19 protein-coding genes are annotated in these 14,280 nt (G+C 60.7%); 10 read left to right on the plus strand and 9 right to left on the minus strand.

Going from position 1 to position 14,280, the window contains the following annotated elements:
* Positions 1 to 23: 23 nt before the first annotated feature.
* Positions 24 to 1,352, minus strand: a complete 1,329-nt coding sequence (gene yegQ / locus CAG25_RS23380) for a tRNA 5-hydroxyuridine modification protein YegQ (RefSeq protein WP_064597885.1) — start codon at positions 1,350 to 1,352, stop codon at positions 24 to 26.
* A gap of 156 nt (positions 1,353 to 1,508) precedes the next feature.
* Between yegQ and CAG25_RS23385 the strand changes: the two genes are divergently transcribed.
* Complete coding sequence (locus tag CAG25_RS23385) at positions 1,509 to 2,570, plus strand: AI-2E family transporter (RefSeq protein WP_039767635.1); 1,062 nt, start codon at positions 1,509 to 1,511, stop codon at positions 2,568 to 2,570.
* On the opposite strand, the gene CAG25_RS23390 is transcribed toward CAG25_RS23385, so the two are convergent.
* The 3 genes from CAG25_RS23390 to CAG25_RS23400 form a co-directional block, all read right to left on the minus strand.
* Positions 2,567 to 2,749: a hypothetical protein gene (locus CAG25_RS23390; protein WP_064597883.1), complete on the minus strand. Its 183-nt coding sequence runs from the start codon at positions 2,747 to 2,749 to the stop codon at positions 2,567 to 2,569. The genes CAG25_RS23385 and CAG25_RS23390 overlap by 4 nt on opposite strands.
* 102 nt (positions 2,750 to 2,851) lie before the next feature.
* A complete protein-coding gene (locus tag CAG25_RS23395) occupies positions 2,852 to 3,046 on the minus strand; it encodes a hypothetical protein (protein WP_007951579.1) in 195 nt (64 codons plus the stop codon).
* Positions 3,047 to 3,305: 259 nt separating this feature from the next.
* Positions 3,306 to 3,656 (minus strand): hypothetical protein, encoded by a 351-nt coding sequence (locus CAG25_RS23400; protein WP_007951578.1) that lies wholly within the window; start codon positions 3,654 to 3,656, stop codon positions 3,306 to 3,308.
* A 254-nt stretch (positions 3,657 to 3,910) separates the two neighbouring features.
* Between CAG25_RS23400 and CAG25_RS23405 the strand changes: the two genes are divergently transcribed.
* Positions 3,911 to 4,729 (plus strand): shikimate 5-dehydrogenase, encoded by an 819-nt coding sequence (locus tag CAG25_RS23405; RefSeq protein WP_064597881.1) that lies wholly within the window; start codon positions 3,911 to 3,913, stop codon positions 4,727 to 4,729.
* A 190-nt stretch (positions 4,730 to 4,919) separates the two neighbouring features.
* Positions 4,920 to 5,438: a cupin domain-containing protein gene (locus CAG25_RS23410; protein ID WP_085612723.1), complete on the plus strand. Its 519-nt coding sequence runs from the start codon at positions 4,920 to 4,922 to the stop codon at positions 5,436 to 5,438.
* 17 nt (positions 5,439 to 5,455) lie between these two features.
* Here the strand turns inward: CAG25_RS23410 and CAG25_RS23415 are convergent, their stop codons facing one another.
* Positions 5,456 to 6,106 (minus strand): YceH family protein, encoded by a 651-nt coding sequence (locus CAG25_RS23415; RefSeq protein WP_085612722.1) that lies wholly within the window; start codon positions 6,104 to 6,106, stop codon positions 5,456 to 5,458.
* Between the two features lie 126 nt (positions 6,107 to 6,232).
* On the opposite strand from CAG25_RS23415, the gene CAG25_RS23420 reads away from it, so the two are divergent.
* Positions 6,233 to 6,742 carry a DUF1993 family protein gene (locus CAG25_RS23420; RefSeq protein WP_007951572.1) on the plus strand — a complete coding sequence of 170 codons (510 nt, stop codon included), beginning with the start codon at positions 6,233 to 6,235 and terminating at the stop codon, positions 6,740 to 6,742.
* Positions 6,743 to 6,807: 65 nt separating this feature from the next.
* On the opposite strand, the gene sstT is transcribed toward CAG25_RS23420, so the two are convergent.
* Positions 6,808 to 8,040 (minus strand): serine/threonine transporter SstT, encoded by a 1,233-nt coding sequence (sstT, locus tag CAG25_RS23425; RefSeq protein ID WP_064600897.1) that lies wholly within the window; start codon positions 8,038 to 8,040, stop codon positions 6,808 to 6,810.
* A gap of 337 nt (positions 8,041 to 8,377) precedes the next feature.
* Between sstT and CAG25_RS23430 the strand changes: the two genes are divergently transcribed.
* Positions 8,378 to 9,538: an MFS transporter gene (locus tag CAG25_RS23430; RefSeq protein ID WP_007951570.1), complete on the plus strand. Its 1,161-nt coding sequence runs from the start codon at positions 8,378 to 8,380 to the stop codon at positions 9,536 to 9,538.
* On the opposite strand, the gene nhaR is transcribed toward CAG25_RS23430, so the two are convergent.
* Positions 9,535 to 10,434, minus strand: coding sequence for a transcriptional activator NhaR (gene nhaR / locus CAG25_RS23435; protein ID WP_085612721.1), 900 nt, complete (start codon positions 10,432 to 10,434; stop codon positions 9,535 to 9,537). The two genes, CAG25_RS23430 and nhaR, sit on opposite strands and share 4 nt — an antisense overlap.
* 146 nt (positions 10,435 to 10,580) lie before the next feature.
* Here nhaR and CAG25_RS23440 point away from each other — a divergent pair, with 146 nt between their 5' ends.
* Positions 10,581 to 10,820 (plus strand): hypothetical protein, encoded by a 240-nt coding sequence (locus CAG25_RS23440; RefSeq protein ID WP_039767627.1) that lies wholly within the window; start codon positions 10,581 to 10,583, stop codon positions 10,818 to 10,820.
* 29 nt (positions 10,821 to 10,849) lie between these two features.
* A complete protein-coding gene (locus tag CAG25_RS23445; protein WP_039767626.1) occupies positions 10,850 to 11,599 on the plus strand; it encodes a TerC family protein in 750 nt (249 codons plus the stop codon).
* Positions 11,600 to 11,673: 74 nt separating this feature from the next.
* Here CAG25_RS23445 and CAG25_RS28695 read toward each other — a convergent pair whose 3' ends face one another.
* Positions 11,674 to 11,841, minus strand: coding sequence for a hypothetical protein (locus CAG25_RS28695; RefSeq protein ID WP_178076488.1), 168 nt, complete (start codon positions 11,839 to 11,841; stop codon positions 11,674 to 11,676).
* A 231-nt stretch (positions 11,842 to 12,072) separates the two neighbouring features.
* On the opposite strand from CAG25_RS28695, the gene CAG25_RS23450 reads away from it, so the two are divergent.
* The 3 genes from CAG25_RS23450 to CAG25_RS23460 all read left to right on the plus strand — a co-directional run bounded on the left by CAG25_RS23450 (position 12,073) and on the right by CAG25_RS23460 (position 13,263).
* Positions 12,073 to 12,744, plus strand: a complete 672-nt coding sequence (locus tag CAG25_RS23450) for a peptidase C39 family protein (protein ID WP_085612720.1) — start codon at positions 12,073 to 12,075, stop codon at positions 12,742 to 12,744.
* Positions 12,745 to 12,837: 93 nt separating this feature from the next.
* Positions 12,838 to 13,044: a DUF6021 family protein gene (locus tag CAG25_RS23455; protein ID WP_041475356.1), complete on the plus strand. Its 207-nt coding sequence runs from the start codon at positions 12,838 to 12,840 to the stop codon at positions 13,042 to 13,044.
* A gap of 12 nt (positions 13,045 to 13,056) precedes the next feature.
* On the plus strand, positions 13,057 to 13,263 hold the full coding sequence (locus CAG25_RS23460) for a hypothetical protein (protein WP_007951563.1): 207 nt from the start codon (positions 13,057 to 13,059) through the stop codon (positions 13,261 to 13,263).
* A gap of 53 nt (positions 13,264 to 13,316) precedes the next feature.
* Here the strand turns inward: CAG25_RS23460 and pbpG are convergent, their stop codons facing one another.
* Positions 13,317 to 14,255 (minus strand): D-alanyl-D-alanine endopeptidase, encoded by a 939-nt coding sequence (pbpG, locus tag CAG25_RS23465; RefSeq protein WP_011335039.1) that lies wholly within the window; start codon positions 14,253 to 14,255, stop codon positions 13,317 to 13,319.
* Between the last annotated feature and the right edge of the window lie 25 nt (positions 14,256 to 14,280).

Consider the following 14,280-nt stretch of genomic DNA (forward strand, 5'->3'; position numbering starts at 1 on the left):
ATTGCCGGGTTTTTTTGATGCTTTTAAACAGCGCCGAGATCGCGCATCAACAAGCCGAAGCGCAAATCCACCGCATCCGGAATCGGCAGATACACCGTGTGCCCGTCCCCCGGCGCCACGTCGATGGCTTCGCCCTTGAGGTTCTGCAGTTCATGCAGATCAAAATGGAAATTGCCCTTGGGCGTCATCAGTTCCAGATGATCGCCCAGCGCAAATCGGTTCTTAACCTTGACCTCGGCCAGACGATCCCGGCGCTCGCCGGTCAGTTCACCCACGAACTGCTGACGCTCCGACACCGAGCTGCCGTTCTGATAGTTCTGGTATTCGTCATGCACGTGCCGGCGCAGGAAGCCTTCGGTGTAGCCGCGCTGGGCGAGGGATTCCAGATCGGTCATCAGGCTGCGGTCGAATTCGCGGCCGGCCACCGCATCGTCAATGGCCCGGCGATAGACCTGGGTGGTGCGCGCGCAATAGAAGTGCGATTTGGTCCGGCCTTCGATCTTCAGTGAGTGCACGCCCATGCGGGTCAGGCGCTCGACGTGCTGCACGGCGCGCAGGTCCTTGGCATTCATGATGTAGGTGCCGTGCTCGTCTTCGAAGGCCGGCATCAGCTCGCCGGGTCGGTTGGCTTCCTGCAACAGGAACACCTGATCGGTGGGAGCGCCGAGGCCGAGGGTCGGTTGCGGTTCGAAGGTCTGCACGATTTCGCCGAGCTGGTTTTCGCTGGCCTCCTGCGCCGAGTATTTCCAACGGCAGGCGTTGGTGCAGGTGCCCTGATTGGCGTCGCGTTTGTTCATGTAACCCGAGAGCAGGCAGCGGCCGGAATAGGCCATGCACAGCGCGCCATGGACGAACACTTCCAGTTCCATGCCGGGCACTTGCTCGCGGATTTCGCCGATCTCTTCCAGCGACAATTCACGGGACAGGATGATCCGACTCAAGCCCTGCTGTTGCCAGAATTCGACACTCGCCCAGTTCACCGTGTTGGCCTGCACCGAGAGGTGGATCGGCATCTGCGGGAAGTGGCGGCGCACCAGCATGATCAGGCCGGGGTCGGACATGATCAGCGCGTCCGGCGCCATCTCGATCACCGGCGCCAGGTCCTTGAGGAAGGTCTTCAGTTTGGCGTTGTGCGGCGCGATGTTGACCACCACGTAGAAGCGCTTGCCCTGGGCCTGGGCTTCGCGAATGCCAAGCGCCAGGTTGGCATGATCGAACTCGTTGTTGCGCACCCGCAGGCTGTAGCGTGGCTGGCCGGCGTACACCGCATCGGCCCCGTAGGCGAAGGCATAACGCATGTTTTTCAGGGTGCCGGCGGGGGCGAGCAGTTCGGGGGTGAAGGAGGTCGTCATGGCGGCGTCGGTCGCAAAAGCGCGGCAGGGTAGAGCAGTTGCGCCGAGGGTTTAATGATCTGGATCTATGCTCAATGAAGAAACAGGGCACTCGCGCTGACGCTGGCTGACTAAACGGGACGGGCGCGGGTGGCGCCTGACTGACCTGGACCGGACATGAACCAAAAGAGTCTGCAATTCAAATCCCTCACCGTGCTGTTGTTTCTGGTGACGGTCGCCTTCATCTGGATCCTGCTGCCGTTCTACGGTGCGGTGTTCTGGGCGGTGATCCTCGGCATCCTGTTCGCACCGATGCAGCGCCAGTTGCAACTGAAATTCGGCTGGCAACGCAACCTCACATCACTGTGTACCTTGAGCATCTGCCTGGTGATTGCGATCTTGCCGGTGATCGTCCTCAGTGTACTGCTGGTGCAGGAAGGGGCGACGCTCTACGACAATATCGAAAGCGGCAAGCTCGATATCGGCGCTTATCTGGCGCAGTTCAAGCACAGCCTGCCGCCTTACTTTCAGCATCTGCTCGACCGCTTCGGCATGGGCGAGCTCAATGCCTTGCGCGAGAAGATCGTCAAGACCGCCATGCAGGGCAGTCAGGCGCTGGCGAGTCAGGCGTTCAGTTTCGGCCAGGGCACGTTCGAGTTCGTGGTGAGTTTTTTCATCATGCTGTACTTGCTGTTTTTCTTCCTGCGCGACGGCGCCGAACTGGCGCGCAAAGTGCGCACAGCGATACCGCTGGAGGAGCATCACAAGCGTCGCTTGCAGTTGAAATTCAATCGCGTGGTACGCGCCACGGTGAAGGGCAATCTGCTGGTGGCGATCACGCAGGGTGCGCTGGGCGGGGCGATTTTCTGGTTTCTCGACATTCCCAGTGCGTTGCTCTGGGCGGTATTGATGGCGTTTCTGTCGTTGCTGCCGGCGGTGGGCGCGGGGATTGTCTGGGTGCCGGTCGCGGTTTACTTCCTGCTCAGCGGGATGATCTGGCAGGGCGTGGTGCTGGGGCTGTTCGGGGTGTTCGTGATCGGTCTGGTGGACAACCTGCTGCGCCCGATCCTGGTGGGCAAGGACACACGGATGCCGGACTACATGATCCTGATCTCGACCCTGGGCGGATTGGCGGTGTTCGGGCTGAACGGCTTTGTGATCGGGCCGCTGATCGCGGCCCTGTTCATGTCGAGCTGGGCGCTGTTCATCGAAAGCAAACCGAAAGTGCAGCTGCCTTAAGCCTTGAACGGGCCGCTGAGCAGTTGTTGCGACAGCGCTTGAGCCGCCGGCAAGGACGTGAGCGGGCCGCTGACCGGCTCGCCGTCGCGCACCAGATACCAGCAGGCGAGCAGCCCCAGCTCTCTGAGCGATGCGGGAACGGCGCTGCCGACAACGGACATGATTTGAACCTGAGCCATGAAAAGTACCTCCATCAATCTGTGGAGCTACCTTAGGGAATTGGCCGTTTCAGGGACAATCAACGCTTTCGATAGTGGTCATTGACGCCGCTGAGGGCTGGCTCAATCCACCACTTGATCGAGCATGTGCACGATCTCGTGTTCGTTGAGAAAACCCTTACGCACCAGGTTTTCTGCCAGCAACGAGAGAAACTTCGCCGTGCGGTGGCCTTCCAGGTGCTTGAGTTCGGTCAGAGCGTTGTAGACCTTGCTCGAGGTGCATAAACCGACGATGCGGTGCGGATTCTGTGTAGGCATTCAAGTCGTCCTTGTTGTTATCAACCTGTTGTTTGCGGACGGATTCAGAGTGCGGTTCCGTCATGACAAATAGATGACCGTTTGTGTGTTGCCCCCGACGGTCGAGTCCATCATGCCGACTTTAACGGTTCAAACTGTCCCCACAGCGACCTTGGCGAGATTTTTTCAGACCTTGGCCGACGGACGGTTGGCTTTTCCGCCGGCAATAATATGCGCGCAATAAAAAGCCCCGCTAACAAGCGGGGCCCTTGTGTGCCGGTTACCAGCGCGGGCCACCGTAGTAGTGTGGCCGGCCGTAATAACCACGCGGCGGGCCGTAATACACCGGGGCCGGTTGGACGTAGACCGGTTGCTGCACATAGACCGGGGCCGGCTGGTAATAAACCGGTGGCGGCGGTTGCTGCACGTAGACCGGAGCCGGTTGAGCGTAAACAGGCTGTTGGACATACACCGGGCGATCCTGGTTGATGAGCGCCGAGCCGATGATGGCCGAGCCGACGATCGCACCAAATACCGCCGGGCCCTGCCAGCCACCGCCGTGGGCTTCTGCCTGACCCGTGATCGCGAATGCACCAATCAACAAGGCCACGATGGGGAGTTTACGAATCATGATAATTCCTCGGTTCTTCGACCCGGCGTCCGAACCTGCAACAGGCCCGGAATGGCGCGGGGATACTTCTAAGACAGCAACATTTTGAAAAACAGCACGGCCGCTGGGTAAATTTTGTGTAAGGTCTGTACCGGTTTGTTTACCGAGCTTGCGGCATCGACTGTGATGCCCGGAACAGACCGCCTAATCATCGTTCAGAACCCGATGGCCTGGCTAATCCCGTCCATCCGAAAGTGCATTCGAAGGAGCCTCCCATGCAGATGAACCCCAACAAAGACACCCAATTGTGCATGTCCCTGTCTGGGCGTCCCGGGAATTTCGGTCTGCGGTTTCATAACCATTTGTATGAACAACTGGGCCTGAATTTCTACTATAAGGCGTTCAGCAGCCAGGACCTGCCCGGTGCGGTCGGCGGGATCCGCGCGCTGGGGATTCGCGGTTGCGGCGTGTCGATGCCGTTCAAGGAAGCGAGCATTGCGCTGGTTGATGAACTGGACGCCTCGGCGGCGGCGATCCAGTCGATCAACACCATCGTCAACACCAACGGCCATCTCAAGGCCTACAACACCGATTACATCGCCATCGCCCAGTTGCTGGAAACCCACGCGGTGCCGAAGGACTCGACTTTCGCCCTGCGCGGCAGCGGCGGCATGGCCAAGGCTGTGGCCAGTGCCTTGCGCGATGGCGGTTACAAAAACGGTTTGATCGTCGCCCGCAACGAACGCGCCGGGCGTGCGCTGGCGGACTCCCTGGGGTATCGCTGGCAGGCGGAACTGGGCGACGAGCGCCCGCAGATGCTGATCAACGTGACCCCTGTCGGCATGGACGGTGGCCCGGAAGCGGGTCAACTGTCGTTTGAGGTGGATGTGATCAAGTCTGCCGACACCGTGTTCGATGTGGTGGCGATCCCCTCGGAAACCCCGCTGATCGTGCGCGGTCGTGCCGAAGGTAAAAAGGTGATCACCGGGCTGGAAGTGATCGCGATCCAGGCGCTGGAGCAGTTCGTGCTGTACACCGGCGTGCGGCCGACGGTCGAGCAGTTCGATGCGGCGGTGGCGTTTGCCCGCAGCTAAAGAGCTTGGGTCGTGCGGTGCCTGACCGGGCCTTTTCGCGAGCAAGCCCGCTCCCACATTGAAATGCATTTCCCCTGTGGGAGCGGGCTTGCTCGCGAAGGCCGCGACATGGTTTTTGATCCGAACAGTTTGCCTATACTGCCGGCTCGGCAAGCACAGACTTGCCCATCACAAAAAAGCCGAGGTTTGCATGCATCCGCCCATTCTCAACCTGAATGACGTCGAACTCGAACCACTCCCCGAATCATTGGCCCCCGAGGGCGAAACTGCCGGGCGTTATCAGCAGAAGTTCGCCCGGGTCGGCCAGCAACTTGGCGCGCAGAAACTCGGTTATCGGCTGTATGCATTGCCGCCAGGCATGCGCGGCAGTCCGTTTCACAGTCATCGGGTCAATGAGGAAATGTTTTACGTGGTGGCCGGGGAAGGGGAAGTGCGCCTCGGCGCCGAACGTTTCCCGATCCGGGCCGGCGACGTGATCGCCTGCCCGCCGGGCGGCCCGGAAGCAGCGCACCAGATCATCAACAGCAGTGCTGCGGAACTGCGCTATCTGGCGGTCAGCACCCAGCAGCAACCGGAAATCTGCGAGTACCCGGATTCCAACAAATACGCGGTGATGGACAACTTCAGCGTCGATGCCGAAGGCAATGCCTCGGGCTTCGTGGCGGTGGCGCGGCAGGCGGACGGGGTGGATTACTGGGACGGCGAATAACACCGTCCCCGGTGCACTTATTCTTCGAGACGGGCCAGACGCTCTTCCAGCGCCGCAATCCGCGCTTCCAGCTCTTCGATGCGCTCCACTGACACACCGCTGGCAGCCCCGCGATCACTCGGGTTCTGCCGCGCCGCGATAATCGCCTCGATGTCCGCCGGATCGCCCAGCGCGTGGGTATAACGATCTTCGCGCTGGCCGGCCTGACGTGGAATCAACACCGCCAGCTCCCGGGCGATCAGGCGTTCCAGCTGATGCACCACTTGTTCGGCGTCTTCAAACTCATGCATGCGACCGCTGCGGGTCAGCAGTTCGTTGACGGTCTGCGGGCCGCGCAGGAACATCAGCCCGGTCAGGATCAATTGCGCCGGCACCAGCTCCAGTGCCTTGTCGACCTTGTGCTCCCAGCGGTCGGCGCGGCTGCCCATCACCAGTTTGGTGAAGCCGCGGCTTTCGAGGGCGCGCAGGCTCTGGCCGACCTGGCCCTGGGTCAGGTTCATCACTGGCTCCCGGCTGGTTTTCTGGTTGCAGGCCAGCACCAGTGCGTTGAGGGTCAACGGGTAGGTTTCCGGGCTGGTAGCCTGTTTCTCGATCAACGAGCCCAGAATGCGGATTTCCGTGGCGTTGAGCCGTGGTTCGTCGGAGCGGGTTTCAAATTCTGTGGTCATCGCGCGTTCCCTCTGCAGTCGAAGGCGCCTAGCCTAATCCTTGCTGGATAAAAGACAAGCCGCGCCGCCATGCGAGCATGGCTATAATCGCCCCCACGATTCACCCAGCCACCACGTGAGACTGCCATGACCATTTCCCTGTACGCCGCATCCGTCCCGGTTTTTCAACAAATGCTCAACGCCGTGAGCGATGTGCTGAAAAAGGCTGAAGCCCACGCCACCGAGAAAAACATCGACCCGAACGCCTTCCTGCAAGCGCGTCTGTACCCGGACATGTTCCCGCTGGTGCGTCAGGTGCAGATCGCCGTGGACTTCGCCAAAGGCGTTTCCTCGCGTCTGGCCGAAATCGAAATCCCGAAATATGACGACACCGAAACCACCTTCGCCGAGCTGCAAGCGCTGATCGCCAAGGTTCTGGCCTTCATCGGCGAGATCAAGCCAGAGCAGATCAATGGCAAGGAAGGCATCGAGATCGTGACCCGTCCAGGCACCCCGAAAGAGAAGCGCTTCAGCGGCCAGGCTTATCTGCTGAGCTACGGTCTGCCGCAGTTCTTCTTCCACGTCACCACCACCTACGCACTGCTGCGTCACAACGGTGTGGAAGTGGGCAAGCGCGATTACATGGGCGCGTTCTAAAACGTTCTGCAACAAAAAGCCCGCCAAGGTTTGCGCCTTGGCGGGCTTTTTGTTGCGCCGGTTTTTTACGCCGGGCGCTGGGCTTTCTGCTCTTCGCCCAGGCACGCGGCGGCGGTGAACAGCACGTCGGTGGAGGAGTTCAGCGCCGTTTCGGCCGAATCCTGCAGCACGCCGATGATGAAACCGACGGCCACCACCTGCATGGCGATTTCGCTCGGGATGCCGAACAGGCTGCACGCCAGCGGGATCAACAGCAGCGAACCACCGGCCACGCCCGAGGCACCGCAGGCGCAGATCGCAGCGACGACGCTGAGCAGGATCGCGGTCGGGATGTCCACGGCAATGCCCAAGGTGTGCACGGCGGCGAGGGTCAGCACGGTGATGGTGATCGCCGCGCCGGCCATGTTGATGGTGGCGCCGAGCGGGATCGATACCGAGTAGGTGTCTTCATGCAGGCCCAGGCGCTTGCTCAGTTCCAGATTGACCGGAATGTTCGCCGCCGAGCTGCGGGTGAAAAACGCAGTGATGCCGCTTTCACGCAGGCACTGGAGCGTCAGCGGGTACGGGTTGCGGCGCAGCTTCCAGAACACGATCAGCGGGTTCATCACCAGCGCGACGAACAGCATGCAGCCGAGCAGTACCGCCAGCAGGTGCGCATAACCGATCAATGCGCCAAACCCGGAGGTGGCCAGGGTCGACGCTACCAGACCGAAAATGCCCAGCGGTGCGAAGCGAATCACCACCCGGACAATCAGCGTCACGCCGTTGGACAGATCACCCAGCACTTCGCGGGTGGTGTCGCCGGCGTGCCGGATCGCCACGCCCATGCCGATGGCCCAGGCCAGAATGCCGATGAAGTTGGCGTTCATCAGTGCGCTCACCGGGTTGTCGACCACGCTCAGCAACAGGCTTTGCAGCACTTCACTGATGCCGCCCGGCGCGCTCACCGCGATGTTGTCGGTGGACAGCACCAGATGCGACGGGAACATCATGCTGGCAATCACCGCGACCACGGCAGCGGCGAAGGTGCCCAGCAAGTAAAGGAACAGGATCGGCCGGATGTGGGTTTCCTGGCCGTGCTTGTGGTTGGCGATCGAGGCCATGACCAGCACGAACACCAGGATCGGCGCCACGGCTTTCAGGGCCGAGACGAATACTTTGCCGATGAAGGCCGTGCCTTTGGCCGCTTCCGGCGCGAACAGCGCGAGGGCGATGCCGGCAATCAGGCCGATCAGGATCTGGGTGACCAGGCTGAGGCTTTTAAGACGTTGCAATAGAGAAGGGGATGAAGCGGTCATGAACGGCATCTCTGTTTTTTATAGGGTGCAAGGTTGCGTGATCCGGGCGATTGATCGGGGGCAGGCCACGGACACAAACCGAAAGGACTGACGCGCCAGCCACACCGTTAAACGGGTGGTTGAATAGGGTGTACGTTTTGCAGGGCGCGGACTTTATCACAGGGTCGTCCGATTCCTTCAGGCCTGTGACGATCTGCCACCGGATCCCTCTACAACTTAGACAGGTTTGTGCAAGTCACTCGGGAAACACTCTGTTAAGATTGCGCATCCTTATTTTCAAGTTCTGCCAGCGGGCCCTCGGGTCAACGCTGGTGTCGTCGTTTTGCTGGAGTTCCTCATGCTGTTGCCCATCCTTCTGTTGTCCGCCGCCGGGTTTACGGTGCTGACCACGGAGTTCGTCATCGTCGGCCTGCTGCCGGCGATTGCCCGCGACCTGGCCGTCACCATCCCGCAAGCCGGGTTGCTGGTGACGCTGTTCGCTTTCACCGTAGCGATGTTCGGTCCTTTTCTGACCGCGTATTTCGCCCGTTTCGAGCGCCGCAAACTGTTCATCACCATCCTGATCATGTTTGGCCTGGCCAATACCGTGGCGGCGTTGGCGCCGAACATCTGGGTCATGGCGATTGCCCGGCTGATCCCGGCGCTGGGGCTGCCGGTGTTCTGGGCGCTGGCCAGTGAAACGGCGGTGGACATCGTCGGCCCGGACTTCGCCGGTCGCGCGATCGCCAAGATCGGCTTCGGCATTGTCTGCGCCACCGTGTTCGGCATTCCGGTCGGTACGCTGATTTCCGATGCGTTCGGCTGGCGCAGCGCGTTCGCCATTCTGGCGGTGATCGCGTTTGCCAAGGCGCTGCTGCTGTTTGTCTATCTGCCGAAAACCAGCCTGCACCAGCATCAGGTCAGTTTCGCCTCGCAGTTCAAGATCCTGCGCAGCCCGTTGATGCTCGGCCATGTGTTGCTGTCGATCCTGGTGTTCAGCGGCATGTTCACCGCCTACACCTATCTGGCGGATATTCTCGAAAGGCTGGCCGGCTTCAATGGCACCGTGGTCGGCTGGTGCCTGATGGGCTTTGGCGCGGTCGGTCTGATCGGCAACTCGCTGGGCGGTCGTGCGGTGGATCGCCATCCACTGATGGCTTCGGTGATGTTCTGCGCGTTCATGATTCCGGGGATGGTGGCGCTGGTGCCGAATATCAATTCGTCGCTGGGTCTGGCGGCGGCGATGGGCATCTGGGGCGTGACGCAAGCGGCGCTGTTTCTGGTCAGCCATGTGCGCTTGATGAAAGCCGCACCTGAGGCGCCGGCCTTCGCCGCGTCGCTGAACATTGCCGGGGCCAACCTCGGGATCGGCCTGGGCGCGATCATTGGTGGTCGGGTGATCGACAGCGCCGGTCTGGGCTTTGTGGGTTTCGCCGCCGCCGGGTTCATCCTGCTGTCGATTTTCCTCGCCATGGTGCTGATGGTGCTCAAGCCGCGCGACGTCTGCGCGCCGGCTTAAAAGGCTGTAAACAGCTCGCGTCGGGCACCTTCGGTAATCGCTTTGATGCCGGGGTGCTTGACCTTGCGCTCCACCGAGATCGCGTAGAACGACTCGCTCACCGCATCGGTCTGGCCGATCAACTCGACGCCGTACTGGCGCTTCACCTCATCGGCAATCACGCTCGGGCCGATGAAAATCCCGCTGCCGGACTGGCCGAACGCCTGCATCAGGGCGCTGTCATCGAACTCCCCGACAATCCTCGGCTGAATCTGCTGCTCGGCGAACCAGCGCTGTAAACGGCTGCGCACCACGGTTTCCGCGCCGGGGATCAACAGCGGCGCACCGTGCAGGCTGCGGGGAAAATCCTGACCGTATTGCGCGGCCAGTTCGGCGGTGGCAAAGAAACTGATCCCGCATTCGCCTAGCTTCTGGCTGTAGCCCTTGATGTCCAGGTGCGAGGGCATCGGGCTGTCGGAGATCACCAGGTCCAGGCGCTGGATTGCCAGATCCGCCAGCAGGCGCTCGAGCTTGTCTTCGCGGCAGGTGATGCGCAGCGGTTCGCTCAACTCCATGGTCGGCGCGATCAGGCGATAGACGATGGATTTGGGCACCACGTCCGCCACGCCGACCCGAAACAGGATCTGCTGTTCATTGGGCTGGGCGCGCAGCATCAGCTCCAGCTCGCCGCCGAGCTGGAACATCTGCTCGGCGTAGGGCAGGGTCTGACGCCCGGCCTCGGTGAGTTCCAATTGCCGTCCGACCCGTTGAAACAATTCGATGCCATAGGTCTGTTCGAGCAAGGAAATCTGCCCGCTGATGGTCTGCGACGTCAGGTTCAGTTGCTCACAGGCGCGCACGATGCTGCCGGTCTTGGCCACCACCCAGAAGTAGTGCAGTTGTCGGTAATTGAGCATGGGGTTCGGTCCGTCCAATACAGTTCGTATAAATCGAAGTATAGCCGCTAAAAATACGAATTTTCCTGAAGTGTTTGTCTCCCTAGAATGCCCAGCCATCGACGGCTGGCCTGTACGGCGCTGTCTGTTCTATCGAGGGAAGCATCATGAAACTAAAAACTACGGCGTTATTGATCGCGTCTTTACTGGTACTGGCCGGTTGCGATCAGGCCGAAAAGAGCGCCCAGCAACTGATGGGGCAGGCGGCTGAAGCGGCCAAGCAAGCCATCGATGACACGCACAAAGCCGCCGAGCAGGCGCTCAGCGATGCCACCGGCAATCTGATCAGCAAGAAAGAACCGAAAGACGACGAAGAAAAATCCGAATCGTCCTCCCAGGAAATCTAAACCGTCTTACACAGAGTCAGGACTGACCCATGGAATACCTGTTAGAACTCGCTTCCAGCCCGACCGCATGGATTGCCTTGGCCACACTGGTGGTGATGGAAATCGTGCTCGGCATCGATAACCTGATCTTCATCTCGATCCTGACCAACAAGCTGCCCGAGCAGTACCGGCAGAAGGCTCGTCGTCTGGGGATCGGCATGGCGCTGATCATGCGTCTGGCCCTGTTGAGCACCATTGCGTTCATCGTTCAATTGACCGCGCCGGTCATCGAGATCCTCGGCCACGCGTTCTCCTGGAAGGACATGATCCTGATCGCCGGCGGCCTGTTCCTGTTGTGGAAGGCGACGACCGAGATCCATCACAGCATGGACCCGGCACCGGAAGATCCGAAGACCGCGACGTCGAAGGTGACCCTGGGCTTCGCCGCCGCCATCGGGCAGATCCTGATGCTGGACATGGTGTTCTCGATCGACAGCATCATTACCGCTGTCGGCATGACCGAACACTTGCCGATCATGGTGATTGCGGTTGTGGTCTCGGTGCTGGTGATGCTGTTTGCGGCTGATCCGCTGGCCAAGTTCATCAACGACAACCCGACGGTGGTCATGCTGGCTCTGGGCTTCCTGATCATGATCGGCATGACGCTGATCGCCGAAGGCTTTGGCGCCCACGTACCGAAAGGTTATGTGTATGCCGCCATGGCGTTCTCGGCTGCGATTGAAGTGCTGAACATGATGTCGCGCCGCGCCAAGCAGAAGAAACTGACTGCCGAAGCGTAAACGCTGGAAAACCAAAGGCCGCCTGAACTTGCGAGAGTCCAGGCGGCCTTTTTGTTGGAGTCGGTTACGGAAAATCAGTGCGCGGTGGCGTGACGGGCATCGTTTTGCTCGATCTTCCTGGTCGGTGCGGGTTGTACCGGGTGGTGATGGCGGCGGGAAATCCGCAACACGCCCCACAGCATGGCGGCGGCAACGGCCAGCCAGCCGGCAATCAGCATTACGATGGTCATGGTCAGGCTCATCTGTGCCTCCTCTTTGCCCTGCGTCGGGCGCGCTTTCTTTGGCTCTTGTCTGAATGACAGTCTAGTCGCTGGTGTGTTTCAGGCTATTGACCAAAGGTCGGTGGTGACCAATCAGTTCGCTCTATGCAGCCGACGCATCTGCCGCTTTGGGCTATACCGCAGCGTGGCGCCGTCCTATGATCCTCGACCAAGCCGGAACACGATGACCGGTAACTGATCAAGAGAGTGATGATGGTGCAGCTATTTTCCCGGATTCGCGCGGCGCTGCTGGTGGCCGGTTGCGTGACAGCATTGGTGGGGTGTGCGGGCAGTGTGGCGCCGGAGGTCAAGCGCCTGCCGGAGCGGGTCGAGCTTAGCGGTACGTTCTATCGCGGGGAGGCCTATCAAAGCGGGCCGCAAGTGCTGGCCAGCCTGCTGTCGCAGCAGGGCATCGTGATCACGCCGGGTCTGCTGGAAAAACCGCTGCGCTTGCCGGGCGCCGAGGACAAATTGCAACAGAATCTGCAGAACCTTGCCCGTGAATACGGCATGGTCGTGTATCCGCTGGACAGCAACCTCCCGGCGCTGCTGACTCAGGTGGCGGCCGGGTATCCGGTGATGGTGCGTTTCAGCGAGGGTTCGGCGTTTTGGGCGGAGCCGCGTTACGCGATCCTGTCCGGCTACGATCGCTTGAAGCAGAAGGTGCTGCTGCGCGCCGGGATGAATCGCCGTGAATTGATGAGCTTCAGCTCGTTCGAGTCGGCCCTGGAAAAATCCGGCGGCTGGGCAGTGTTGATCCAGAAGCCGACGCAGATACCGGCGGCGGTCGACCAACAGCGCTGGCTCAAGGCTGCCGACGCACTGGCGCAAGCCGGGCAGGAGCGGGAAGCGGCGCAGGCGAGGAAGGCGCTGGCGGCGCATTGAGGTTCCGTTCGTCGCCTGTCGGGCACCCTGGCGGAGGATGCGCTTCTGAACTGTAGCGTCCCGTGTTTTACGGGCCAGTTTCAGGAGGCGAACATGGCAATTCCAACTTCACCCAGCGGGCCGCATTCTTCCGAGCATGGGAGCGGCGACGACCTGGGCTTCGATCCGGACTCGCCTGATCTGGACGATCCGCAAGTCGATCCCATTGGCCCGGCGAAGGCGCCGAAGGATGTGCAGCCGGGCGACGATCCCAAGCGTCCGGCCAAGCCTTACGATCCCTTGGCTGATCTCAAGCCTTGAAGCGAGGTGCGTATGAGTACCGATTCGAGTTTCGATGACCACAAGCCTGACAGTGTGCCAACCACCCCCGAGCCGGAAGTCGATCCGGTGCTGGATCCGGAGAGCCCGCTGCGCGATCCGCTGGCGCGTCCGGCGGTGGTGACGCCGGAGCATTCCCGCGACCCGAGCGCTGGTGATGGCATTCCCGATGACGACAAGATGCCGTTGCCCAACGACTGAGTGCATAAATGAAAAAGCCCCGACGATTCGGGGCTTTTTCATGGGGGGACGGATTACTTGGACGCTTCGATCACGCCGCTCTGGCGACTCTTGAGGTTTTTGTCGGCCTTGTATTGCTGAGCCACGGCGGGGACGTTGGCACTCTTGCCGGTTTCCACCCAACTGCGGATGCGGCTGGCATCGGCGAAGTGAGTGTATTTGCCGAACGCGTCGAGAATCACCAGGGCGACCGGGCGGTTGGCCATGCGGGTCACCAACACCAGACAGTGACCGGCAGGGTTGGTAAAACCGGTCTTGGTGATGCGGATATCCCAGTCGGCCTTGTTGACCAGGTGATCGGTGTTACGGAAGCCCAAGGTGTAATTGGGTTTGCGGAACGAGACGGTCTTTTCCTTGGTGGTGGTCAACTCGATGAGCAGCGGCTGTTTGTGCGCGGCCACCAGTAACTTGCTCAGGTCGCGGGCGGTGGAGACGTTGCGCTCGGACAGGCCGGTGGGCTCCACAAAATGTGTGCTGGTCATGCCCAGCGCCTTGGCCTTGGCGTTCATCGCGGCGATGAACGCCGCGTAACCGCCCGGATAGTGGTGAGCCAGGCTGGCGGCGGCGCGGTTTTCCGAGGACATCAGGGCAATCAGCAGCATCTCCCGGCGGGGCAGTTCGCTGCGCAGCTTGACGCGGGAAAACACGCCTTTCATTTCCGGCGTGTGGCTGATGTCGACGTCAATCCATTCGTCCATGTTCTGGTGCGCTTCGACCACTACCAAACCGGTCATCAATTTGCTCACGGAAGCGATGGGCACCACCACGTCCGGGTTGCTGGAATAAATGACTTTGTTGGTCTGCAGATCCATCAGCAGGGCGCTGCCGGAGGCAATCTTCAATTGCGAAGCGTCTCGAGGGGCGGCGGTGGTTTCGGCGGCGTTGACCGTTGGCGTGAGGAGCGTGCCTGAAAATGCAAAAACCAGGCTCAGGATGGACAGACGAATATTCACGCGGGCGAACTCATGAAGGTTGGAA

It is taken from the genome of Pseudomonas sp. B16(2017) (genome assembly GCF_002113205.1).
Lineage (GTDB): Bacteria > Pseudomonadota > Gammaproteobacteria > Pseudomonadales > Pseudomonadaceae > Aquipseudomonas > Aquipseudomonas pharyngis.

Bases quoted from the DNA above. Each gene is read 5' to 3' on its own strand.
- CAG25_RS23420 (WP_007951572.1), top strand. From the start codon at position 6,233: ATGACCATTTCCCTGTACGCCGCATCCGTCCCGGTTTTTCAACAAATG.
- CAG25_RS23460 (WP_007951563.1), top strand. From the start codon at position 13,057: ATGAGTACCGATTCGAGTTTCGATGACCACAAGCCTGACAGTGTGCCA.
- CAG25_RS23415 (WP_085612722.1), bottom strand. From the start codon at position 6,106: ATGACCACAGAATTTGAAACCCGCTCCGACGAACCACGGCTCAACGCC.
- CAG25_RS23405 (WP_064597881.1), top strand. From the start codon at position 3,911: ATGCAGATGAACCCCAACAAAGACACCCAATTGTGCATGTCCCTGTCT.
- CAG25_RS28695 (WP_178076488.1), bottom strand. From the start codon at position 11,841: ATGAGCCTGACCATGACCATCGTAATGCTGATTGCCGGCTGGCTGGCC.
- CAG25_RS23400 (WP_007951578.1), bottom strand. From the start codon at position 3,656: ATGATTCGTAAACTCCCCATCGTGGCCTTGTTGATTGGTGCATTCGCG.
- CAG25_RS23455 (WP_041475356.1), top strand. From the start codon at position 12,838: ATGGCAATTCCAACTTCACCCAGCGGGCCGCATTCTTCCGAGCATGGG.
- CAG25_RS23445 (WP_039767626.1), top strand. From the start codon at position 10,850: ATGGAATACCTGTTAGAACTCGCTTCCAGCCCGACCGCATGGATTGCC.
- CAG25_RS23385 (WP_039767635.1), top strand. From the start codon at position 1,509: ATGAACCAAAAGAGTCTGCAATTCAAATCCCTCACCGTGCTGTTGTTT.
- CAG25_RS23410 (WP_085612723.1), top strand. From the start codon at position 4,920: ATGCATCCGCCCATTCTCAACCTGAATGACGTCGAACTCGAACCACTC.
- CAG25_RS23390 (WP_064597883.1), bottom strand. From the start codon at position 2,749: ATGGCTCAGGTTCAAATCATGTCCGTTGTCGGCAGCGCCGTTCCCGCA.
- nhaR (WP_085612721.1), bottom strand. From the start codon at position 10,434: ATGCTCAATTACCGACAACTGCACTACTTCTGGGTGGTGGCCAAGACC.
- CAG25_RS23450 (WP_085612720.1), top strand. From the start codon at position 12,073: ATGGTGCAGCTATTTTCCCGGATTCGCGCGGCGCTGCTGGTGGCCGGT.
- CAG25_RS23440 (WP_039767627.1), top strand. From the start codon at position 10,581: ATGAAACTAAAAACTACGGCGTTATTGATCGCGTCTTTACTGGTACTG.
- CAG25_RS23430 (WP_007951570.1), top strand. From the start codon at position 8,378: ATGCTGTTGCCCATCCTTCTGTTGTCCGCCGCCGGGTTTACGGTGCTG.
- CAG25_RS23395 (WP_007951579.1), bottom strand. From the start codon at position 3,046: ATGCCTACACAGAATCCGCACCGCATCGTCGGTTTATGCACCTCGAGC.
- yegQ (WP_064597885.1), bottom strand. From the start codon at position 1,352: ATGACGACCTCCTTCACCCCCGAACTGCTCGCCCCCGCCGGCACCCTG.
- sstT (WP_064600897.1), bottom strand. From the start codon at position 8,040: ATGACCGCTTCATCCCCTTCTCTATTGCAACGTCTTAAAAGCCTCAGC.